This window comes from Nitrobacter vulgaris (assembly GCF_002028545.1).
GTDB classification, from domain to species: Bacteria; Pseudomonadota; Alphaproteobacteria; order Rhizobiales; family Xanthobacteraceae; genus Nitrobacter; species Nitrobacter vulgaris.
In genome coordinates this window covers 134,991-157,378 of sequence record NZ_MWPQ01000049.1, presented here as the reverse complement: position 1 = coordinate 157,378, position 22,388 = coordinate 134,991, and the positions used below count along the sequence as shown (strand labels likewise).

The window sequence follows — 22,388 nt, the reverse complement described above, 5'->3', positions numbered from 1 at the left end:
GTGGAATGTCGTGGCGCGGACCTGCCATTCGTATCCCCTTTGAATAGCCGGGGACAGCCACACTAAAAAGTTTCTGATGGGAGTTTCGCTTGCCGCGTTTGCTGTAAAAAAATTGGCAGCGAACTCGAATTCACTCCACGAGGGTGCAGGCTCAGTAGCGTGTCCGCAGCGGAGGCTGATCCGGACCATAGGGCACCCAGCGGCAAGCGAACGAGATATAGCCGCCGGGATAAGCCTGGACGCCGAGGAACTTCGCCACTTTGCCGTAGCGCGCACAGTGATCGACCGCAATCACGCGAAAATCTGCCTGATGCACCAGCGAATAGGAGATAATACCGCCGGTGTCGTTGCCCTTGAGCGGAGGCACCCAGTCGGCCCATGCTGATCCGCAAACCAGCGTGCTGGTCATCGCCGCCAGCAAAGCCGCTCCGAACAATCTCATCCTCATCTCCATTGTTGCGACTCGAACCTTAGAACGCCGAGCGGGCTGTGAAAAGAACGGCGAGCCGGTCATCATGGAGTTAGGCCGCGGGTGTTGCCTTGCCGCACTTGACCTTGCGCGTGCTTCGCGGCACCGTCGCAAGGCTCAGATTCATCGGCGGAACTCCATGCGCAACCTTATCACATCCTTGAAGAAACCCGCTGTCGGCACGATGCTCGGCGCAGCATTGGGGCTGTTCGCTACGATGCCGGTTGCGCACGCATTCAATTTTCCTGTGTTCGGGCCGTCCTATGAGGGTCGGTTGCCGGGCTGTGAGGCCGGGTTGCCGACCATCACGACGCAATTTTGGGAGAAGGAAAGGAAATTCTGGAACTCCCCGCTGCGCATCACCGCCTATGGCAACGTCCATGAAAAGGCGTTCCGGCCCCGGGAGTCCAACAATATTCCCCGCCGCTACTGCACCGCCGAAGCGATGGTCAGCGACGGCAAAGTCCGCACCGTGCATTATTCCATCATAGAGGACGGCGGGATTGCCAGCATGGGGCAGGGCGTCGAGTGGTGCGTGGTCGGCCTCGATCGCAACTGGGCCTATAATCCGGGCTGCCTTACCGCCCAACCATAATTAAGATAGGCTCGGTTCTGATCCCGGAAGGGAAAGGCTTGACCCGTGTTCTCATCACGAGGGCGGGCGGAAACCCCTTATACACTATCCTTGTAAAGCTTCAGAGATGTCCCGGCCTCGGGTCGTTATGCTATGGTGGGCTGGTTCTCGTCGGATATCGCGCGAGGACCGGATTCCGGCTGGGCTGAGGAGTTGGCGTCATGAAATGGGTGTCTCGCGCGGCGGCCGCGTCTGTTCTGTCGTGGCTGATCCTGCTTGCGGGGTGGACGGCCGATGCGGCGGCAAAAGACCAACGACAGAATGCGCCCGGCGCATTCGATTTCTATGTGCTTTCGCTGTCATGGTCTCCGTCGTTCTGCGCTGCCGCGGCGGAACGCGGCAGTACCAGCCGGTCGCAGCAGGGCCAGTGCGGCGAGCGACCGTTCTCTTTTGTGGTGCACGGCCTTTGGCCGCAATACGAGCACGGCTTTCCCGATTATTGTCAGCGTCCTGCTCCGCGGCTTGATCGCCGCATCATGACCTCGATGCTGGATTTGATGCCGGCGCCGGGTCTGATCTACAGCCAGTGGGATAAGCACGGCACCTGCTCAGGGCTCAGCGCAGAGGCTTACTTCGAGACTGTCCGCAAATCACGCGCCGCTGTGAAGATTCCGGCGGAATTTCTCGATCTTGCCGCACCGAAGAGTATGACGCCTGATGCTATCGAGAGCGCCTTCATCAAGAATAATCCGGGCCTCAGCCAATCCGCAATTGCGGTGATCTGCGACCGGACCAGGCTTAGCGAGGTGCGAATCTGCATGAACAAGGACTTGCAATTCCGCGCGTGTGAGGAAATCGACCGGCGCGCCTGCGTCCGGGACCAGGTGGTGATGCCTCCGGTGCGCGGCGGGTAGTATTTCGTCTCCTTCTGCGCGTATTGGAGCGGTAAGACGTCTGGCCGGACTTGATGGCGTTGCTCCGAGAAATACCAAAAGAACTTCAGCACCATGAATTACCGCCACGCCTTCCACGCCGGCAACTTCGCCGACGTCATCAAGCATATCGTGCTGGTCCGCGTCCTAACCTATCTGCACGAGAAGCCGGCGGCATTCCGTGTCATCGACACTCACGCGGGCGCGGGCGTCTACGATCTGACCGGTGAGGAGGCAGATCGCGGCGGAGAATGGCTGACCGGCATTGCGCGGCTGATGCAGGCACGTTTTTCCGACCCCGTTGCTCAGTTGGTTGCGCCCTATCTCGATATCGTCAGGGCCTTCAATCCCCAGCGTGACCTGAAATGTTATCCGGGGTCACCCTTGATCGCGCGTGCTTTGCTGCGGCCGCAGGACCGGATGGTCGCCTGCGAAATCGAGCCCGTTGCACGCAAGCACCTGATCGGTGCGCTGCGCCGCGACACCCAGGCCAACGTGGTCGATCTTGACGGTTGGATGGGGCTTGCCGCTTTCGTGCCTCCGAAGGAGCGGCGCGGGCTGGTGCTGATCGACCCGCCGTTCGAGCGCAAGGACGAGTTCGAACGCCTCGCCGGCGGATTCGCCGAAGCCTTCGCCAAATGGCCGACCGGCTGCTACCTGTTGTGGTATCCGGCCAAGCGGCGCCGGGCGACGGACGATCTGGCCCGCAGGGTCGGTGCCGTCGCGGGAGGCGACGCCGACAAATGCCTACGACTGGAATTCAGCGTGGCGCCGCAGACCGCGGACGGGCCACTCACTTCGGCCGGGCTTCTGATCGTCAATCCACCATGGACGTTGAGAGCCGAACTCAAGTCCATCCTTCCCGAACTGGAGAAACCGCTGGGCCAGGGCGGCGCCGCCCGCTTCAAGCTTGAGGCGATCACCGATTGAGCCGGCCTTGCCTGGGCGGATTGCCGTCAAAAAAATCCGGCCGCAAGCGGCCGGAGGTTGGTGTGATGATTATTGTTCTCGTTATAGCGTTTCGAGCGAAGTGGGATCCGGTTCGCTCGAAGAAAACGCGTCAAATCAAAAAGATCTCTAGAAGTGATAGTTTACCCCGGCGCGGACCATTCCGGATTGGTAGCTGTGCGGCGCGCCTGTAATCGTGAAATTGCTGCTCGACAGATCGACATACAGATACTCGACCTTTGCGGTCCAGTTCTGGTAGATGCCGACTTCAGCGCCTACTCCGACCGTCCAGCCCGCGTTGGTGTGGGATTCCGACAGAGCAAAGGTTTCGGCGCGCAGTTTACCGAAGGCAAGACCGCCGGTGCCGTAAACCAGGACGTTGTTGAACGCGTAGCCGACACGGCCGCGTACAGTGCCGAACCAGGGATTTGAGAATTTCCAGGCCGCGAAAGTATCGTTGGCGGCGTTGGCCTGGATGTCACCTTCGAGGCCGAACACCAGCGCACCGCTCTGCCAGTTGTAGCCGGCCTGCACGCCGCCAAACACGCCGTCCGGCCTGGTGAGGCTGTTCTGGACGCTGCCCCAGGCATATCCCAGGTTGCCGCCCAGATAGGGCCCCGCCCAGCTAAAGGCATTGAGCGGCTGGTTGACGGTGTAGGGCGCCCGGTAAGAGAAATCGGCGGCCTGCGCGGTGCCGATCAGCGCTGTGGATGCCACTGCAGCCAATGCTGCGATCATTGTCTTGGTCATCTCGGCACTCCAACCCTTTTACCGTTCCCACCGTGACATCGCGCGAGCCAGGTCCGTATGGCTACGAAATGCTAAATTCGATACGTAGGATTTATCGAAAGTTTTAAGTTAAACGGTCCTTAAGACGGTGCCCCCGCCGTCTCTTGTCCTTAAAAAAGTGTTATCGGCATGGCCGCGCCGGGAACCGGTCGCGTGACGCTTTGCGCAGAGCCAAAGCCTCGCCCTGCCTGGGAGTGGATCGCTGGCATCGGCCGGCTTCATCGCTTAACTGAGGGACATGACGACCGATTCCTCCGATCCTGCGAAGCCGATCGGGCCAAGACAGCCGCCTGGTTCCGGAGCGGACATGCGGCGGCGCGGCGGGGTGCCGACGGAACAGGACGTCGATCCCGCAACCATTGAGACCGACGAGGACGACGAGCCGCGGCTGCCTGATCTTCCGGACGATACGTCCGATACGATCGCGGAGGCTCCGCTCGCGATCGGACGTGCGGCGATCGAACACGCGGTTCGCCATGCGCCCACCTCGCCCGGCGTCTACCGCATGATGAATGCCGCAAGCGACGTGCTGTATGTCGGCAAAGCCAAGAACGTGCGCAAGCGTTTGTCGTCTTATGCGCGGCCGACAGGCCAGGTGATGCGCATCGCGCGCATGATTGCGGCGACGGCCACCGTCGAGATCGTATCGACCGAGACCGAGACCGAGGCGTTGCTGCTCGAAGCGAATTTGATCAAGCAGTTGCGACCACGCTTCAACGTGCAACTTCGCGACGACAAGTCGTTCCCCTATATTCTGATTACTGGCGACCACTGGGCGCCGCAGATCCTCAAACATCGCGGCGCCCAGTCGCGGCCGGGGCGCTATTTTGGGCCTTTCGCGTCCGCCGGTGCAGTCGGCCGCACCATTACGGCGTTGCAGCGAGCGTTCCTGGTGCGCTCCTGCACCGACTCCTTTTTCGAAAGCCGAACGCGGCCTTGCCTGCTGTATCAGATCAGGCGTTGCGCCGGTCCCTGCACCGGCGAGATCGATTTTCCCGGCTATACGGCATTGGTTCGCGAGGCGACCGATTTCCTGTCCGGTCGCAGCCGCGCCGTGAAGGAGGAGCTGGCGCGGGAAATGGAAAAAGCCTCCGACGATCTCGCCTTCGAGCGCGCTGCGCTCTATCGCGACCGACTGGCCGCGCTGTCGGCGATCCAGTCGCAACAAGGCATCAACCCGCGCACGGTGGAAGAAGCGGACGTTTTCGCCATTCATCAGGAGGGCGGCTATTTCTGCGTCGAGGTATTCTTCTTCCGCACCGGACAGAACTGGGGCAACCGGGCCTATTTTCCGCGCGCGGAAAAATCTTTCACGCCGGAGGAGGTGCTTGGATCATTCCTCGCCCAGTTCTACGACGACAAGCCTCCGCCCAGGTTGATCCTGTTATCGCGCCCGATCGAGGAAGGCGAATTGCTCGCCCATGCGCTGTCGATCAAGGCTGGTTACGGGGTCAAGGTTTTAATGCCGCAGCGGGGCGAAAAGAAGGAGCTGGTCGCGCACGCGTTGACCAACGCCCGCGAAGCGCTGGGCCGCAAACTGGCGGATACCGCGACGCAGTCGCGGCTGCTGCAGGGGTTGGCGACGGTGCTCGGCCTGCCGCAGGCGCCGCAGCGCGTCGAAGTCTACGACAACAGTCACATCCAGGGCACCAATGCGGTGGGGGCGATGATCGTCGCCGGTTCCGATGGCTTTCTCAAGAATCAGTACCGCAAGTTCAACATCAAGTCTGATAACCTGACCCCCGGTGACGACTACGCGATGATGCGTGAGGTGTTGGAGCGCCGGTTCAAGAGATTGCTGACGCAGAAAGCTGAATCGGAACAGGACGCCGTTCCGCAATGGCCCGATCTCGTGATCATCGACGGCGGCCTCGGCCAGCTCAATGCCGCCCGCGGGATATTCGAGGCGCTGGGTCTGAGCCGGGTCTCGTTGGTGGCGGTCGCCAAGGGACCGGACCGTGATGCCGGCCGCGAAACCCTGTTCCTGCCGGATCGTCCAGCCATCAAGCTCGAACCGCGGGATCCGATTTTGTATTTTATCCAACGATTGCGTGATGAGGCGCATCGGTTTGTCATCGGATCGCATCGCAAGCTGCGTAGAAAGGACATCAGAGAAGCCGGATTGCAGGAAGTTCCCGGTATTGGCCCCGCGCGTAAGCGCGCGCTGCTGCATCACTTCGGGACGTTAAAGGAGATTGAGCGGGCGTCGCTGGTAGACCTCGGCAAGGTTCCGGGCATAAGCGCCGAAAGTGCCCGCAGGATCTTCGATTTTTTCCACGCTCGGCCGGCGTAGGGGATTTGTTATGATATCCGGTCTTCTTTTTCGTACTAAGATCAATGAATTAAGACTACGGCAGCCGCGAGGTCGGCAAAATTGCGCGGCGCGGCCGGTTGACGTTCGCCCTGCGACAGTATTGGTAAGATGAAATGAGCACCGTAACCAGCCAGGCGACCGCGAAGCACATGCTGTCGCTACCGAATATCCTCACCTATGCTCGCATCGCCGCGATCCCGGTGGTGGTGGGTTGCGTCTATGCGCAATCGATCATGGACGGGCCGTTACAGCTGCGCTGGGTGGCGCTCGGAGTGTTCATTGCGGCCGCTGTGACGGACTTTTTCGACGGCTACTATGCACGAATCTGGGATCAGCACTCCGCCCTCGGCAAGATGCTCGATCCGATCGCCGACAAGCTTCTGGTTGCATCCTGCCTGCTGATGTTGGCGGCGGACGGCATCATCCATGGCTGGACGCTGTGGGCGGCAATCGTGATCCTGTGCCGCGAGATTCTCGTATCTGGGCTTCGCGAATATCTGGCGGCGTTGCGCGTCAGCGTGCCGGTGACCAAGCTTGCGAAGTGGAAGACCACCGCGCAACTCGTCGCGATCGGGTTTTTGCTCGCGGGGGAGGCCGGCGATCTGGTATTCCCATTCGTGACCCAGGTCGGACTTCTGTTGTTGTGGGTCTCGGCGATCCTCACCATCTATACAGGCTGGGACTATTTCCACGCCGGTATTCACCACCTCATGGCGGAGGATGAGAAATGAAGGTGCTTTATTTCGCCTGGGTGCGCGAGCGGGTCGGCAAGGCCGAGGAGGCGCTCGATCCCCCGCCGGCCGTCGCGACGGTTGCCGATCTGATCGCATGGTTGTCGCAGCGGGGCGATGAATATGCCCACGCATTCGAGAAGCCGAAGGTGATCCGCGCCGCGATCGACCGGATGCATGTCAACCAGGACACGACGATCGCGGGCGCGCGCGAAATTGCCTTCTTTCCGCCGATGACCGGCGGCTGATCTGTCAACTCCGGCTCCGTCGATGACCGTTCCCGTCACCATACGCCTGCAGGAAGCCGACTTCGATGTCGCGCGCGAAGTCGCGGCGCTGTCGCGCGGCCGCACCGACATCGGCGCCGTCGTGAGTTTCTCTGGCATTTGCAGAAGCGACCAGGCTGGCGGCGAGGGTGGCGATGCGATCGCCGCGCTGATGCTGGAACATTATCCCGGTATGGCGGAGGCTGAGATCGCGCGTCATGCCGAGGAAGCGCTCTCGCGCTGGCCGCTCACAGGCATCACCATCATTCATCGCTACGGCCGGATCGTCCCTGGTGAGAACATCGTTCTCGTGGTCACTGCGTCGTCGCATCGCGAGGCGGCATTTCAGGGCGCCGAATTCCTGATGGACTATCTCAAGACGCAGGCGCCGTTCTGGAAACGCGAGGAGGGCGCCGCCGGGTCAAGCTGGGTGGACGCTCACGACCGCGACGACACTGCTGCGGCGCGCTGGGCCAAATCCTGATGGCGAGGACCGCCGCACGCGGCGGACGATCGAAAGTCGCGGCCGCCAGCTCAAACCGAAAACGCCCGCCGGAGCGAGCCACAGCAAAGGCTGCAAACTCTGCCGTTGCCAGAACCTCGACTCCGGAACTCGAGACGATTTTCGACTATGTTCATCATGCAGCCGCAAGGCTTGAGCGCGCGCATGTCATTTTCGCGCACGGCACCACCGATCCGGTCGCAGAGGCGGCCTTCCTGGTCGGCGAGGCCATGCACCTGCATCCGGACGAGGTCGAACCGCAGGCGGCGCGGCGCGTACCGAAGGCGGCGGGCCGGCGCATTCTTGGCTGGATTGAGCAGCGCATCGCAACCCGCAAGCCCGCCGCCTATCTCGTCAACAGGATGTATATGCGCGGCTTGCCGTTCTATGTCGACGAGCGCGTGATCGTGCCGCGTTCGTTCATCGGGGAAATTTTGGATTCGCATTTCGGCGACGACGATGTGCTGCGTTTGCGTCATCCTGCAACCGTAACCCGTGTGCTCGATCTATGTACCGGCTCGGGATGCCTTGCGATTTTGGCCGCGCGCGCATTTCCGAATGCGACGGTCGATGCGACTGACCTGTCGGCGGACGCGCTCGCGGTCGCAGCGCGCAATGTACGCGAGCACGGCCTTACCGATCGCATCCATGTTGCGCAGGGCGATCTGTTCACAGCAGTCAGTGGCAAGCGATACGATCTCATTATCTCGAACCCGCCTTATGTCGATGCGAAGGGCATGGCGGGCCTGCCGCACGAGTGTCTTGCGGAGCCGCGGATGGCGTTCGACGGCGGTGCCGATGGCATCGATCTGGTGCGACAGATCATCGACGGCGCCAATACTCATCTCGCGCCCGGCGGTGGACTGTTGTGCGAGGTCGGTCGCTGCAAGCCGGCGATCGAAAAGGCTTATCCGCGCGCGGATTTGCTCTGGCTCGATACCGAGGAATCTGAGGGCGAGGTGTTCTGGATCGAGGTCGCGCGGCTTGCGGATAGGTCTGCACATTCGGCCGGCGCGGCATGAGCGTGTGGCGTTGCGTTTGTTCTTGCGAACCGGTGCCTGATCGTTTGAAAGCGCTATAAACGCTGGTCAATGAACGAGATACGACGCCTCCGGCGACACGGTGAAAGGTGCCCGTCGTCCCGATACTGTCTTTCTGCCCCGATTGCCGTGTTGATGACGAAGTCGCCATGCTTTTTGACGCTCGCCATAGCGCACTCTGGCGCGATGTTTGGCTCGGAGAATTCCGGGCCACCCTGACGCTCGGTTGGCCTCTGGTCCTCACCAACCTCGCGCAAATCGCGCTGACCACGACAGATGTGATCGTGCTGGGCCGCGTTGGTGCTTCCGCGCTGGCCGCCGGAACCCTTGGCGTCAATCTGTACTTCGCGATCCTGATTTTCGGCATTGGCGTCGTCACCGCGACCTCGCCGATGATGGCCGAGGCGTTTGGCCGCAAGCTGCATATGGTGCGCGACGTGCGGCGGACGTTTCGGCAGGGGATATGGGCGTCGGTTCTGATTGCGGTGCCGAGCTGGCTGCTGCTTTGGCATACCGAGGCGATCCTCCTTCGGTTTGATCAGGAACCGCAGCTTGCAGCAGATGCTCAGCTGTTCGTGCGCGCCTTGCAATGGGGCATGCTGCCGACGCTCGGCTTCATCGCGTTACGCTCGTTCTTCGCCGCGCTGGAACGGCCGTTATCGGCGATGATGGTGACGGCGGTCGCGATCCTGTTCAACATCGTCGCAAACTGGGCGCTTGTGTTCGGTCATCTTGGTCTGCCGGCACTTGGACTGCGCGGCTCCGGCATCGCAACGACGTTGTCGAACACCTTCCTGTTCGCCGGGCTGGTAGTGGTGGTGAGCTTTGGCCACAAGTTCCGTCGCTATCATCTTTTCGGGAACTGGTGGCACGCCGATTGGCCGCGTCTCGTCACGCTGTGGCGCGTCGGTCTGCCGATTGGCGCGGCGCTCGGCTTCGAGATCACCGTGTTCAATGCCGCGGTATTCCTGATGGGACAGTTCGGAACAGCCTCGATCGCGGCTCATGCCATTGCAATTCAGATCGCGTCGGTTTCCTTCATGGTGCCAATGGGACTGGCGCAGGCGGCGACGGTACGTGTCGGTCGCGCGTACGGCGCGCGAGACTTCGACGGGATTACCCGCGCAGGATGGACGTCGTTTGCCCTGGCGATTGCATTCATGGTGAGCACCAGTGTGTTGATGATTACCGCGCCACGATGGCTGATCGGCGCATTTATCGACGTCAACGATGCGGCAAACGCCGAGGTGATCGGACTTGCGGTGTCGTTTCTCACCTGTGCAGCGGTATTTCAGATTGCCGATGGCGCGCAGGTGGTCGGCGCCGGTATGCTGCGTGGTTTGCAGGATACCCGCGTGCCGATGATTTATGCCGGCCTGGGCTATTGGGGCTTCGGCATGTCGTTGAGTTTGCTGTTTGCCTTCAAACTCGGATTTCAGGGCACCGGTATCTGGATCGGCCTGGCGTCGGGCCTCGCGGCCGTGGCCATCCTGATGATTTCGCGCTGGGTCAGACGTGAGCGGATCGGTCTGGTGCCCCTAAACGGCAGGCAGTTTCGCGAGGTCTTGGCCGCGAAATAAATCGCGTGAATGCGCGCCGGTCACAGCACCTTGCGGGTCCAGTTGTGCGGGTCGGTCGCGCGGCCATACTGGATGTCGACTAGCTTCTTGCGAAAGCCCATCGCGACGGACCCGGCGGCGCCCCCATTGATGGTGAAATCGCCGTGCGCCGAGCACACCTTGCCGATCGGCGAGATGACGGCGGCGGTGCCGCAGGCGAACGCTTCCCGGAGCCTGCCGCTGGCGGCATCCGTGCGCCACTGATCGATTGTATAGGGCTCCTCGCGCACGCTCGTGCCGGATTCCCTTGCGAGTGTGATGATCGAATCGCGGGTGATGCCCGGCAGGATGGTGCCGAGCGGCGGCGTCGAGAGCGAACCGTCGTCGAAAACGAAGAAAACGTTCATGCCACCGAGTTCTTCGACATAGCGTCGCTCGACCGCATCCAGAAAAACCACCTGATCGCAGCCGCGATCGATGGCTTCGGCCTGCGCGCGCAGGCTGGCGGCATAGTTACCGCCGCATTTGACGGCGCCGGTGCCGCCGACTGCCGCGCGCGTGTAGTTTTCCGATACCCAGATCGAGACTGGTGCGGGGCCGCCCTTGAAATAGGAGCCGACCGAAGAGGCGATGACGGCGAAGATGTAGTCCGCCGATGGCTTCACGCCGAGGAAGACCTCGTTCGCGATCATGAAGGGCCGCAGGTATAGGCTGCCTTCACCGCCAGGAATCCAGTCCTGGTCGATGCGCACGAGTTGCTCGATGGCCTCGATGAAAACGGTCTCGGGTAGTGGCGCCATCGCCATGCGCTCGGCCGAATTGCGGAAGCGTCTCGCATTGGCGTCGGGACGGAACAGGTTGACGCCACCGTCGTCACGCTTGTAGGCCTTGAGGCCTTCGAAAATCTCCTGCGCGTAGTGCAGAACGGCGGTCGCAGGATCGAGCGGGAAGTTGGCGCGCGACGCGACCCTCGCCCCGTGCCAGCCTTTCGCCTGATTGAAGTTCACAACGGCCATGTGATCGGTAAACACCCGGCCAAAACCAGGGTTCGCAAGTTTTTCGGCGCGCACGGTCGCCTGCGTCGGATTGGCCGTCGGTTGGATATCGAATCTCAACGACGTCCCGCCATCGATCGTATCAAGCGAAACTCCCATGAACATTCTCCCGGCTTTGCAGCACCGTGTCTGCGTGCCCCTGCCTGCCATGCGAAGGCGGTTTCCGCTTTGGCGGAAGGCGCGAAGTCCAGTATGTTAACCGAAATGCCGCCCGGCAATCGCACCGATCAGAATTCCGGGCTGCGTGGTTTCGCACGCTCGTGTCGGGGGTCGATAAACAGTCGGCCCCGGACGAAACGTTATTATATTTCGCATCAGACAGCCGACTTGTAACATTGAAACCAGATATGTCAATATGGCTGACATAAAACTCTCGGCCCCGACCGCCATGGTCACTTCCGGCCCTGAGACGCCCGGCAGGCGATCCGCGGAGACGCGTTGGGACATCATCGAACTGCTGTTCTTTGCCTATCGCGATTTCGTTGACGATCCTGATCATGTGCTTGAGGAATTCGGCTTCGGCCGCGCGCATCATCGAGTCATGCATTTCGTCCATCGTTACCCCGGGCTTACCGTCGCCGATTTGCTCGATGTTCTGCGGATCACGAAGCAATCGCTGGGGCGAGTGCTCAAGCAACTCCTCGACGAGGGCTATATCGTGCAGAAGGCTGGCGACGCCGACCGCCGGCAGCGCCTTCTTTTCGCCACCCCGAAAGGCGAGGCGCTGGTAGCGCAGCTCGCGGGTCTTCAGACCGATCGCATCAAACGCGCGCTGCGGGGCCTCGACGCATCCGGTGCCGAGGTGGTGCGCAAATTTTTGCTCGGGATGGTCGACCATGATGATCCTGACAAGGTGCTGGAGGCGATCCTGCGAGCGGACGGCAAGATGGTGAAGGCATGACAGTAACGCAAACGGCAGGGACCGCGCGAGCGCAGGTGAAGCTGGCCGACGACGCCCCGCATCTGCTGCTGGTCGACGATGACCGGCGCATCCGGGATCTGTTGTCGCGCTTTCTGGCGGGGGAGGGTTACCGTGTCACCACGGCCATGAGCGCCAAGGCCGCCCGCTCGAAATTGCTCGGTCTGCATTTCGACCTGTTGATCCTGGACATCATGATGCCCGGCGAAACCGGCTTTGATCTCGCCCGTTCCATCCGTGCCTCGTCTCCGGTGCCGATCATCATGCTGACGGCCCTGCACGAGGCCGAGAACCGCATCGAGGGTTTGCAGATCGGCGCTGACGACTATCTCGCCAAGCCGTTCGAGCCGCGCGAACTGGTGCTGCGGATCGGGAATATCCTCAAGCGTACGATGCCGCTGCCGATGATGCGAAGCGAATCGATTGCGTTCGGACCCTATGTCTATCATCTGGAGCGCGGTGAGCTGCGTCAGGGCGACGACGTCATTCATCTCACTGATCGCGAGCGCGAGATGCTGCGTATGCTCGCGGCCACCCCGGGCGAGACGGTTCGCCGCGGCGAACTCAACGGCGGCGGCACCGTGAACGAGCGCGCCGTCGATGTCCAGATCAACCGGTTGCGGAGGAAGATCGAGCGTGATCCCGCCAATCCGCTATTCCTCCAGGCGGTACGCGGGGTAGGCTATCGCCTGGTCGCAGCCCCTTGACGTCGATCACGACCACCCTCGATGCCGGTCTCACGCTAGCCCGCACGGCGTTGCGACGGGTCATGGTCGTCAATAGCCGGATTGGGCACGCGTTCAAGAAGTGGATGCCCGAGGGCCTTTATGCCCGTGCGCTGCTGATCATGATTGTTCCTATGGTGGTGCTGCAATCGGTCGTGGCCTTCGTGTTCATGGAGCGCCACTGGAATACGGTGACGCGACGTCTGTCGGCGGCAGTAGTGCAGGACGTCGCCGCGCTGATCGATGTGTACAAGGATTACCCGCAGGACAAGGACCGTACGGCGATCCGGCGCATCGCACAGCAGCGGCTCGGATTGGTCGTCGATTTCCTGCCTCCGGGCGATATGCCCCCGCCCGGGCCGAAACCGTTCTTCACCCTGCTCGACCAGTCGCTGTCGGTGCAGATCAGCAGGCAGATCGGCAAGCCGTTCTGGATCGATACGGTCGGACGGTCCAATCTGGTGGAGATCAGAATTCAGCTCGACGACACTGTGATGCGGGTGTTTGCGCAGCGCAGCGCCGCCTACGCGTCAAACTCGGAAATCTTCATCTTCTGGATGCTGGGCACGTCGTCGATCCTGCTGTTCGTCGCTGTGCTGTTTCTTCGCAACCAGATCAAGCCGATCCTGCGGCTGGCGGACGCCGCCGAGAGTTTTGGCAAGGGCCGCGACGCGCCGAACTTCCGTCCGCGCGGGGCGCGCGAGGTCCGCCGCGCGGCGCATGCGTTCATCGAAATGAAGATGCGTATCGAGCGCAGTATCGAGCAGCGCACCGCGATGCTGGCCGGCGTGTCGCATGACCTGCGCACGATTCTGACCCGCTTCAAGCTGGAGCTGGCGCTGATCGGCGACAGTCCGGAAGTCGATGGCATGCGGAAGGATGTCGACGAGATGCACGGGATGCTTGAGGCTTATCTCGCTTTCGCGCGCGGTGACAGCGGCGAGCATGCGCAGCCGACCGACATGGCTTCCGCTCTCGAGGAGTTACGAAGCGATGCCGAGCGCAACGGTCACGCAGCAACGGCGATATTTAACGGACTTCCCGTCGCCACCGTCAAGCCGGCAGCGTTCAAGCGCTGCCTTGGCAATCTGGTGTCAAACGCGGCACGATACGCCGACTCCATCGCCATCAACGGCCATCGCGATCACCGATGGCTCACCGTCATGGTCGATGATGATGGCCCGGGCATCCCGCGGGACATGCGCGAGGAGGTCTTCAAGCCGTTCCTGCGACTCGACAGCGCGCGCAATCAGGACGAGGGCGGCTCCGGTCTCGGCCTTGCTATTGCGCGAGACATCGCGCGCTCCCATGGCGGCGACATTACACTCGGTGACAGTCCGATGGGCGGTCTGCGCGCGACCGTGCGGGTGCCGGTGTAGGTGCAAGCGTGTTCTTTCTGCGCTCGGATCATGCCTAGCTTTCCCGGTTCTGAGGTCCCACATTGAATACGGGCTCGTTGCGGTCTGGCCAGGAGGAGCGCATGATGCTCTACGGCCTCGAGCACACTCGAATTGAGGGAGCGGGTGACATGGACGGCTCGGTTAAGCTGGAAATGCGCTATGGTGCCTCCAACTATGCGCCGATGCCGGTCACCATCGTGCGTGGCAAGGGCGTCTACCTGTGGGACGAAAACGGGCGACGCTACATCGATATGATGGGCGCCTATTCGGCGGCAAGCTTCGGACATTCTCATCCCCGATTGATACAGGCGCTCACTGACCAGGCGCGACAACTGGACACGATTTCGCGCGCTTATTTCAACGATCGTCTCGGAGCCTTTCTCGCCCGCGCTTGCAGTTTGACCGGGATGGACTTGGCGCTGCCGATGAACAGCGGCGCCGAGGCGGTGGAAACGGCGCTGAAGGCCGCGCGCAAATGGGCCTACACGGTCAAGGGGGTGCCGGCCGACCGCGCTGAGATCATCGTCTGTGACGGTAATTTTCACGGCCGCACCATCGCTATCGTCGGCTTCTCGTCTGTGGCGCAATATCGCGACGGCTTCGGTCCATTTCCGCCCGGTTTCAGGTCGGTGCCGTTCGGCGACGTGGCGGCGCTTCGAGCCGCGATCACGCCGAACACCGCGGCCTTCCTGGTCGAGCCGATCCAGGGCGAAGGCGGCATCAACGTGCCGCCGCCGGGCTACCTTGCCGAGGTCGCGCGCATCTGCCGGGAGCACAATGTCCTGTTGATCTGCGACGAGATCCAGTCCGGCCTTGGTCGCACCGGGCAGCTGCTAGCTTGCCAGCACGACGGCGTGACGCCGGACGCGATAACACTGGGCAAGGCGTTGGGCGGCGGACTTCTGCCGGTGTCGCTGTTCCTGGCGCGGCGCGAGGTGATGCAGGTGTTCACGCCCGGCGACCATGGCAGCACCTTCGGCGGTAATCCGATTGCGGCCGCGGTCGGATTGGCCGCACTTGATACGTTGATGGACGAGAGACTGGTCGAGCGGTCCGCGCGCCTTGGCACGCATTTGCTCGCACGACTTCGCGCGATCGAAAATCCCATCATTCGCGAGGTGCGAGGGCGGGGGTTGTTCGCGGGCGTCGAGTTGGATCGCGATTTGGCCAACGCCGCCGCGGTCGCAACGCGGCTGTTGCAGGCGGGCGTGCTGACCAAGGACACTCACCGCAACACCATTCGTTTTGCGCCCCCGCTGATTATCGAAGAATCCCAGATCGATTGGGTGGCGGACCGGGTCGCCGAAGTGCTGGACGAATTCGCTCGCGCGGAAGCTGATCCCTAGAGTCCGCTTTCTGATGGGATCAGAAGCGGGCTCTCGATTTTGGCTAACCTGATTCCACTTAGCCGGAAAATGCTCTCCGCCTCAATCGATGTCGAAGCGGACGCCTTGGGCGAGCGGAAGATCGTCGCCGTAATTCACCGTGCTGGTGGCGCGACGCATGTAGGCTTTCCAGGCGTCGGAGCCGGCTTCGCGGCCGCCGCCCGTTTCCTTTTCTCCGCCGAACGCACCACCGATCTCGGCGCCGGAGGGGCCGATGTTCGCATTGACGATGCCGCAATCGGAGCCCGCCACTGAGAGAAACTTCTCCACCTCGCGCATGTCGGTCGAGAAGATCGAGGACGACAGTCCGTGAGCGACCGCATTGTGCTGCTCTATCGCCGCGTTGAGGTCGGTATATTTCATGACATACAAAATCGGTGCGAAGGTCTCCCGCAGCACCGGGCCGGTCTGCGCCGGCATCTCCACCAATGCCGGCCGGACATAATACGCGTTGGGAAACCGTTTCTCCTCGACACGCTCACCGCCGTGGATTCGCGCGCCGTGCGCCCGTGCCTCCGCAAGCGCGCATTGCATGGTCTCGAATGCGGCTTCGTCGATCAGCGGACCGACCAGCACCTCGTCGCTTGCGAGCGGGTCGCCGATCCGGACCGAGGCATAGACGCGTGTCAGCTTCGCTACGAATTCGTCGTGGACGCTGTCATGAACGAACAACCGCCGCAGCGTGGTGCAACGCTGGCCGGCGGTGCCGATGGCGGCGAAGGCGATGGCCCGGAGCGCCAGATCGAGGTTCGCCGACGGGCAGACGATCGAGGCATTGTTGCCGCCGAGTTCGAGAATGCCGCGCGCGAACCGCCGCGCAAGTTGCGTTCCAACCTCGCGGCCCATCGCTGTCGATCCGGTCGCGGAAATCAGCGGCACCCGTGGATCGTTGACCAGGGCCTCGCCGACATCGCGCCCGCCGATCAGCACGGTGCATAGGCCGTCGGGGATGTTGCCCGCCTTGACGGCGGCGCGTTCGAACAGCGCCTGCACCGCCAGCGCCGTGAGTGGGGTTTTTTCCGACGGCTTCCAGATCACCGGATTGCCGCAGACCAGCGCCAGCGCCGCATTCCACGACCATACCGCGACGGGAAAATTGAACGAGGTGATGACGCCGGTCGGGCCGAGCGGGTGCCATTGCTCCATCATGCGGTGATTGGGCCGTTCGCTGGCGATCGTGAGCCCGTAAAGCTGGCGCGACAGGCCGACCGCGAAGTCGCAGATGTCGATCATCTCCTGCACCTCGCCACGGCCTTCCGAGACGATCTTGCCGGCTTCAATGGTGACCAGGCGGCCCAGAACATCCTTGGCGTCGCGCAATTCAAGGCCGAGCAGGCGAACCAGTTCGCCACGCCGCGGTGGAGGGACCGACCGCCATTGCCGGAACGCCGCTTCAGCGTGCGCGACGGTTTCGGCCACACCTTGCGAACTTGCATCCTCGAGGTGCGCGATGGTCTCGCCGGTCAGAGGCGAGCGTACGGCGCGCGTGCCGTGCCGACGATCGGGTGAAACCCCGAGATGATCGAGCAGGGATGCAACCTCGTCGGCAAGCATAAGAGCTTTCTCCCAAACGGGTCCGGGTGGCCCATGTTGCGGCAAGTCATGACAGTTCTTCAAGCCGGATGAGCGTTCCCGCAGCATGTTGCGACGATGCGTCAAGCGCTCGCGGAAATCCTCGGATCGTCAGGGACGCTTCAGTCCTGCAGCAAAAAACTACTTCGCCAGTTCCTGCGATCGCTTTGTCGCGGCGGCCACCGCGCGCGTCATCAGTTCTTTCAGACCGTGCTCGCTCATCAATACGTTGAGCGCTGCGGCCGTGGTGCCGCCGGGCGAGGTGACGTTCTGACGCAGCGTCGCGGCGTCGAGATCGGATCGATGCAGCAACTCGCCTGACCCGGCGACAGTCTCGCGGGCCAGCTTTGCAGCGAGATCGGCAGGCAGACCTGCGCTGACGCCGGCGCGCGCGAGCTCCTCGGCGAGCAGGAAGACGTAGGCCGGTCCCGATCCCGACACAGCCGTGACGGCGTCCATCAGCGCTTCGTCATCGACCCATTCCACCGCTCCGGTCGCGCGCAGCAGCGCGTCGGCCACGGTGCGCTGTGTCTCGTTCACACCTTTCGCGGCGACCGCCACGGTCATGCCGCGGCCAATCGCGGCAGGCGTATTGGGCATCGCGCGGACGATGTTGCCGCCGCAGGCCGTGTCGAGCATGGCAATCGTCGTGCCCGCCATGATCGACACCACAAGGGTCGGAGATCCCACCAGCGGCCGCAGCGTCGGAGCGGCGTCGCCGAAGGTCTGCGGCTTGACCGCGATCACGAGCGCCGCGACGTCACCGATTTCCTCGGCTGCGGGATTCAGCCGAATGTCGCCGGCGGCGAACGAGCGGGTATCGGCGGAAGGATATGGCTCGATCACAATGACGCGCTTCGGATCCAATCCGCGCGCGAGCCATCCCGTCAGCAATGCGCTGCCCATCTTCCCGGCGCCGGCGAGAACGACAGTGCCTGAAATATCCGCGAGAGTTTGCATGTCCGGCGTTATCGTCATGGCGGGTTCCTGATGGTCAAAGAGCGTTCGCGAAAAGACCCGTCATCGCGGGTTGAGGACGAAGCATACCTTCGCACGGACAACCCCACGATCCGTCATTCATTGAACGAATTGCAAGAGGATGGGCAGCCAGGTCAAGCCGGCCATGACGCAAAAAGCAATTGCGCGAGATTACGCCTCGCCCTCGGTGTCGAACATTGCGGCGGTCATCGCCTCGGCCGCCGACTTTCCGGCCCAGACCACGAACTGCAGCGCCGGGTAGTAGCGCTCACAGGCGTGGATCGCGCCCGCCATCATGGTCTCGCACTGCGCGTTCGACGCAATCAGCCCCTCGGGAAGGACAAGCGCATGGCGGTACATGATCGTTCCGGTCTGGGTCCAGATATCGAAATGACCGACCCACAATTGCTCGTTGATCGCGGCGATCACGCGCTGGGCCTCGCTGCGCCGGGCGACCGGAATCTTCATGTCGAAGGCGCAGGCGAGATGCAACGCATCGATCTCACCCATCCAGGTGAAGGTGAGGTGATAATCGGTCCAGTTGCCTTTCGAGACGATTGTGATTTCGTCTTCGCCGGAACGCTCGAACGCCCAATCGTTGGTGGCGGCAATGTCCTCGACCACCGCCAGCGGATTGTTCTTGGAATCGATAGCGCCTTCGAGCAGCGACATGCCGTCCCGATCCTTGCTTTTGCTTGTGTTGATACGCACTCATAGAACGGCCGGTGCTGGCACGCGGCGGATATCAATCTTTCAGACGATCCATCACACGCGTTGATCGAATGAGGATGATGTCCTGCGCGGATCAAGTGATGTGATTTGCGGAATCGGCGCAACGCCGCCTGGAGTCCGTCCACAGGCAAAGCGCGCGTCGTCCACAACTGATCGAAAGCAGAGACGGTTTACGCCGTGAACAAAACGGACTCGGGACTCGCGTTGCGCGAGTCTTGCGGGTGCGACTCGCCTGCCGCGAGTCCGGCATCATCCGATGATCGACGAAAGATTCCGACGCCGGATGATGTCTACACCCTCGGCGATAACGAGGTTGGTGTGTCGCACGGCTACGCCGCTTGTTCTCAAAGGAGCGATCAATCGCTTCATCTTCGAAAATTTTCGGATGTTGATCCTTGTCCCAGCAATCTCTCGTTACGATGCATGGGTACGACCGAAGCGCCTTCTTGGGGCGACCCTGGGTCTGCCTTTTCTCAATCTCCCCGACGCGGAAAGATCAGCCTGTCCAACGGCTAAAAGCGACTTACGCGACAGCCGGAGAGTTCGAAAAATTCAGCCCAATTTCTTGTTATTTCGGGCGTTTGCGGTTAGAACGCCGCCACGTCTCATGGCCCCCGCACCCCTGGAGGCTTGCCGGTGACGTGCAACGGGCCGCGATTGCGGCCTTTAACTTTTTGAAAAGCAAGGATAAATCGATGGCGACCGTCAGGGAATTGAAGGCGAACGCGCGTCCGAAGAGCGGCAAGGGGGCCGCCCGGGCTGAGCGTCGCGCCGGCCGAGTGCCGGGCGTGATCTATGGAAACAAGCAGCCCCCGCAGCCGATCTCGGTCGAAGAACCAGAACTGCGTCAGCGCATTCTGGCGGGCCGTTTCCTGACGACGATCTTTGACATCAACCTGGACGGCAAGAAGCACCGCGTGATTCCGCGCGACTTCCACCTTGATCCGGTCAAGGATCTGCCGATCCATGTGGACTTCATGCGGCTCGGCGAAGGCGCCACCATCCGCGTCAGCGTTCCGCTTCGCCTGCTGAAGGCAGATGTCGCGCCCGGCGTGAAGCGCGGCGGCACCGTCAATCTCGTGACCCACGCGATCGATGTCGAGTGCGCGGCTGAAAACATCCCGCAGTTCATCGAGGCCGACGTCGGCGCACTGGAAATCAACCATTCGCTCCATTTGTCAGACGTTGAGTTGCCGCCCGGCGTGAAACCGCTAGCACGCGAGGACGTCACGTTGGTGACCATCGTGCCGCCGTCAGGCTACGCGGAAGAACTCAAGGCAGCCGCCGCCGCTGCGGCCGGCACCGCGGCTCCCGCCGCCGGTGCGGCTCCCGCTGCTGCTGCTGCAGGCGCGGCCGCCGGTGGCGCGAAGGCGCCCGCAGGTGGCGGAGCGAAGGCGCCCGCAGGTGGCGGCGACAAAAAGAAGTAAGCGGCCGGTGGAGCGATTTGACATTCGCGACGCCGCCTGCCGAGGTTTCGCAACGCGAATGTCTTACGGCTAACCGGATTCCACTTAGCCGGAAAATGCTCTAGGGGATCCGCGTCATGCGCCTGTTCGTCGGACTGGGAAATCCCGGCACGAAGTATCAGGGGAATCGACACAACATCGGGTTCATGGTCGTGGACGAGATTGCGCGGCGTCACGGTTTCGCACCGTGGCGCCGCCGCTTTCAGGGTGAAGCTTCCGAAGGCACGCTCGACCGGGAGCGGGTCATCCTGCTCAAGCCGACGACCTACATGAACAACTCCGGCAACGCGGTTCAGGACGCCGCGCAGTTCTTCAAGCTGACGCAGGGTGATGTCGTGGTGTTTCACGACGAAATCGAACTCCCACCGGCCAAGGTTCGTGTCAAGGTCGGCGGTGGCATTGCCGGACACAACGGCCTGCGATCGATCTCGGCGCATGTTGGCAACGACTATCGCCGCGTTCGACTGGGCGTCGGTCACCCGGGCATCAAGGAACTAGTGCATGCGCACGTGCTGAACGACTTCCCCAAAAGCGAACGTCCCTGGGTCGAGGCGCTGGTGGACGTCGTTGCGGAAAACGCAGCACTGCTCGTCGCCGCCAGGGATTCGGCATTCCAGAACAAGGTGCATCTCGCGATGCAGGCGAAGGGATTTGCCGAGAAGGATAAAGAGGACAACAACGGCGCCAAGTAAACGGCCAGGTCAAATCGTCTTCATCGCCAGCGGTCCGGCGATTGGTTCCTCGAATAAAATGGATAGGCGGGTTAAGCCCCGCTTATGGCGATCCGGGTCGGTTGCGCAATCCGCGCCAAATATCGGAATGAATCATGGGTTTCAAATGCGGTATCGTCGGGTTGCCCAATGTCGGCAAGTCGACCCTGTTCAACGCGTTGACGGAAACGGCGGCGGCGCAGGCGGCGAACTATCCATTCTGCACCATCGAGCCTAATGTCGGCGCCGTGGCGGTGCCGGATTCGCGCCTCGACGGGCTCGCGGCGATTGCCAAATCGGCGCAGATCATTCCGACGCAACTAACGTTTGTGGACATCGCCGGTCTGGTGCGCGGCGCATCCAAAGGTGAAGGGCTCGGCAACCAGTTTCTCGCCAACATCCGGGAGGTCGATGCGGTCGCGCATGTCGTGCGCTGTTTTGAGGATTCCGACATTACCCATGTCGAGGGCAAAATCGCGCCGCTCGCGGACATCGAGACCATCGAGACCGAACTGATGCTGGCCGATCTCGAAAGCCTCGAGAAGCGCGTCGACAATCTTTCGAAAAAGGCCAAGGGCAACGACAAGGAAGCCAAGGAGCAGCTCGATCTGGTCGAGCGCGCGCTCAAGCTCCTGCGCGACGGCAAGCCGACGCGCGGCATGGAGCGCAAGCCTGAGGAAGAACGCAATTTCCGCATGCTGGGATTGCTGACCTCAAAGCCGGTGCTCTACGTTTGCAACGTCGAGGAAGGCTCGGCGGCGAGCGGCAACGCCTTCTCGCAAGCCGTGTTCGAACATGCGGCGAAGGAAGGCGCGGTCGCGGTCGTGATTTCCGCGAAGATTGAGTCTGAGATCGCGACGCTGTCGCGTGAGGAGCGCGCCGATTTCCTTGAAACGCTGGGGCTGGAAGAGGCGGGTCTCGACCGCCTGATCCGCGCGGGCTACGACCTGCTGCATCTCATCACCTATTTCACGGTAGGCCCGAAGGAAGCGCGCGCCTGGACCGTCACCAAGGGCACCAAGGCCCCAGGTGCGGCGGGCGTCATTCACACCGACTTTGAAAAGGGCTTCATCCGCGCCGAAACCATCGCTTGCGCCGACTATATGGCGCTCAATGGCGAAGCAGGCGCGCGCGACGCCGGCAAGCTACGGCTGGAAGGAAAAGAATACGTCGTCGCTGACGGCGACGTCATGCATTTCCGGTTCAATACCTAGAGTCCGATTCAACTGCGTTGAATCAAGCTTTGCTTAGTTCTTCCGGCTGAGCATGCTCTCATCCGGACCGGTTTTCACGTTGCGCTGGCGCGGCCATTCGAGTCGGGA

At 62.0% G+C, this 22,388-nt stretch carries 22 protein-coding genes; 16 read left to right on the top strand and 6 right to left on the bottom strand.

The window, feature by feature from the left end:
* Positions 1–151 precede the first annotated feature (151 nt).
* Positions 152–442, bottom strand: a complete 291-nt coding sequence (locus B2M20_RS13575) for a hypothetical protein (RefSeq protein ID WP_079447690.1) — start codon at positions 440–442, stop codon at positions 152–154.
* A gap of 166 nt (positions 443–608) precedes the next feature.
* Between B2M20_RS13575 and B2M20_RS13570 the strand changes: the two genes are divergently transcribed.
* The 3 genes from B2M20_RS13570 (at position 609) to B2M20_RS13560 (ending at position 2,905) form a co-directional block, all read left to right on the top strand.
* On the top strand, positions 609–1,064 hold the full coding sequence (locus B2M20_RS13570; protein WP_079447557.1) for a hypothetical protein: 456 nt from the start codon (positions 609–611) through the stop codon (positions 1,062–1,064).
* A gap of 200 nt (positions 1,065–1,264) precedes the next feature.
* Positions 1,265–1,957 carry a ribonuclease T2 family protein gene (locus tag B2M20_RS13565; protein WP_079447556.1) on the top strand — a complete coding sequence of 231 codons (693 nt, stop codon included), beginning with the start codon at positions 1,265–1,267 and terminating at the stop codon, positions 1,955–1,957.
* 93 nt (positions 1,958–2,050) lie between these two features.
* Complete coding sequence (locus B2M20_RS13560; protein WP_079447555.1) at positions 2,051–2,905, top strand: 23S rRNA (adenine(2030)-N(6))-methyltransferase RlmJ; 855 nt, start codon at positions 2,051–2,053, stop codon at positions 2,903–2,905.
* A gap of 147 nt (positions 2,906–3,052) precedes the next feature.
* On the opposite strand, the gene B2M20_RS13555 is transcribed toward B2M20_RS13560, so the two are convergent.
* A complete protein-coding gene (locus B2M20_RS13555; RefSeq protein ID WP_079447554.1) occupies positions 3,053–3,673 on the bottom strand; it encodes an outer membrane protein in 621 nt (206 codons plus the stop codon).
* A 277-nt stretch (positions 3,674–3,950) separates the two neighbouring features.
* On the opposite strand from B2M20_RS13555, the gene uvrC reads away from it, so the two are divergent.
* The 6 genes from uvrC to B2M20_RS13525 all read left to right on the top strand — a co-directional run bounded on the left by uvrC (position 3,951) and on the right by B2M20_RS13525 (position 10,145).
* A complete protein-coding gene (gene uvrC, locus B2M20_RS13550) occupies positions 3,951–6,005 on the top strand; it encodes an excinuclease ABC subunit UvrC (protein ID WP_079447553.1) in 2,055 nt (684 codons plus the stop codon).
* Positions 6,006–6,139: 134 nt separating this feature from the next.
* Complete coding sequence (pgsA, locus tag B2M20_RS13545) at positions 6,140–6,757, top strand: CDP-diacylglycerol--glycerol-3-phosphate 3-phosphatidyltransferase (protein ID WP_079447552.1); 618 nt, start codon at positions 6,140–6,142, stop codon at positions 6,755–6,757.
* Complete coding sequence (gene moaD, locus B2M20_RS13540) at positions 6,754–7,005, top strand: molybdopterin converting factor subunit 1 (RefSeq protein ID WP_079447551.1); 252 nt, start codon at positions 6,754–6,756, stop codon at positions 7,003–7,005. The genes pgsA and moaD overlap by 4 nt, the downstream gene beginning before the upstream one ends.
* Before the next feature lie 22 nt (positions 7,006–7,027).
* A complete protein-coding gene (locus B2M20_RS13535) occupies positions 7,028–7,507 on the top strand; it encodes a molybdenum cofactor biosynthesis protein MoaE (protein ID WP_079447550.1) in 480 nt (159 codons plus the stop codon).
* The gene (gene prmB, locus B2M20_RS13530; protein WP_079447549.1) at positions 7,507–8,547 is read left to right on the top strand and encodes a 50S ribosomal protein L3 N(5)-glutamine methyltransferase; all 1,041 of its coding nucleotides are present in this window, start codon (positions 7,507–7,509) and stop codon (positions 8,545–8,547) included. Before B2M20_RS13535 ends, prmB begins: the two co-directional genes overlap by 1 nt.
* Before the next feature lie 167 nt (positions 8,548–8,714).
* On the top strand, positions 8,715–10,145 hold the full coding sequence (locus tag B2M20_RS13525) for an MATE family efflux transporter (RefSeq protein ID WP_079447548.1): 1,431 nt from the start codon (positions 8,715–8,717) through the stop codon (positions 10,143–10,145).
* A 20-nt stretch (positions 10,146–10,165) separates the two neighbouring features.
* Here the strand turns inward: B2M20_RS13525 and B2M20_RS13520 are convergent, their stop codons facing one another.
* Positions 10,166–11,278 (bottom strand): branched-chain amino acid aminotransferase, encoded by a 1,113-nt coding sequence (locus tag B2M20_RS13520; protein WP_079447547.1) that lies wholly within the window; start codon positions 11,276–11,278, stop codon positions 10,166–10,168.
* Between the two features lie 289 nt (positions 11,279–11,567).
* On the opposite strand from B2M20_RS13520, the gene B2M20_RS13515 reads away from it, so the two are divergent.
* From B2M20_RS13515 to rocD, 4 genes are all read left to right on the top strand, one after another.
* On the top strand, positions 11,568–12,080 hold the full coding sequence (locus B2M20_RS13515) for a MarR family winged helix-turn-helix transcriptional regulator (RefSeq protein ID WP_079447689.1): 513 nt from the start codon (positions 11,568–11,570) through the stop codon (positions 12,078–12,080).
* Positions 12,077–12,805 (top strand): response regulator, encoded by a 729-nt coding sequence (locus tag B2M20_RS13510; RefSeq protein WP_079447546.1) that lies wholly within the window; start codon positions 12,077–12,079, stop codon positions 12,803–12,805. Before B2M20_RS13515 ends, B2M20_RS13510 begins: the two co-directional genes overlap by 4 nt.
* Positions 12,806–12,867: 62 nt before the next feature.
* On the top strand, positions 12,868–14,202 hold the full coding sequence (locus B2M20_RS13505) for an ATP-binding protein (protein WP_079447688.1): 1,335 nt from the start codon (positions 12,868–12,870) through the stop codon (positions 14,200–14,202).
* A gap of 149 nt (positions 14,203–14,351) precedes the next feature.
* Positions 14,352–15,569 (top strand): ornithine--oxo-acid transaminase, encoded by a 1,218-nt coding sequence (gene rocD, locus B2M20_RS13500; RefSeq protein ID WP_079447687.1) that lies wholly within the window; start codon positions 14,352–14,354, stop codon positions 15,567–15,569.
* Between the two features lie 81 nt (positions 15,570–15,650).
* Here rocD and amaB read toward each other — a convergent pair whose 3' ends face one another.
* From amaB to B2M20_RS13485, 3 genes are all read right to left on the bottom strand, one after another.
* On the bottom strand, positions 15,651–17,162 hold the full coding sequence (gene amaB / locus B2M20_RS13495) for an L-piperidine-6-carboxylate dehydrogenase (RefSeq protein WP_079447545.1): 1,512 nt from the start codon (positions 17,160–17,162) through the stop codon (positions 15,651–15,653).
* 159 nt (positions 17,163–17,321) lie between these two features.
* The gene (gene proC, locus B2M20_RS13490) at positions 17,322–18,158 is read right to left on the bottom strand and encodes a pyrroline-5-carboxylate reductase (protein WP_079447544.1); all 837 of its coding nucleotides are present in this window, start codon (positions 18,156–18,158) and stop codon (positions 17,322–17,324) included.
* A gap of 171 nt (positions 18,159–18,329) precedes the next feature.
* Entirely contained in the window at positions 18,330–18,830 is a 501-nt protein-coding gene (locus B2M20_RS13485) for a type III secretion system chaperone family protein (RefSeq protein ID WP_079447686.1), read from the bottom strand.
* Positions 18,831–19,585: 755 nt separating this feature from the next.
* On the opposite strand from B2M20_RS13485, the gene B2M20_RS13480 reads away from it, so the two are divergent.
* From B2M20_RS13480 to ychF, 3 genes are all read left to right on the top strand, one after another.
* Positions 19,586–20,317: a 50S ribosomal protein L25/general stress protein Ctc gene (locus B2M20_RS13480; RefSeq protein WP_079447685.1), complete on the top strand. Its 732-nt coding sequence runs from the start codon at positions 19,586–19,588 to the stop codon at positions 20,315–20,317.
* Positions 20,318–20,433: 116 nt separating this feature from the next.
* On the top strand, positions 20,434–21,048 hold the full coding sequence (gene pth, locus B2M20_RS13475) for an aminoacyl-tRNA hydrolase (RefSeq protein ID WP_079447543.1): 615 nt from the start codon (positions 20,434–20,436) through the stop codon (positions 21,046–21,048).
* 134 nt (positions 21,049–21,182) lie between these two features.
* Positions 21,183–22,280 carry a redox-regulated ATPase YchF gene (gene ychF, locus B2M20_RS13470; protein WP_079447542.1) on the top strand — a complete coding sequence of 366 codons (1,098 nt, stop codon included), beginning with the start codon at positions 21,183–21,185 and terminating at the stop codon, positions 22,278–22,280.
* The last annotated feature ends 108 nt before the right edge of the window (positions 22,281–22,388 follow it).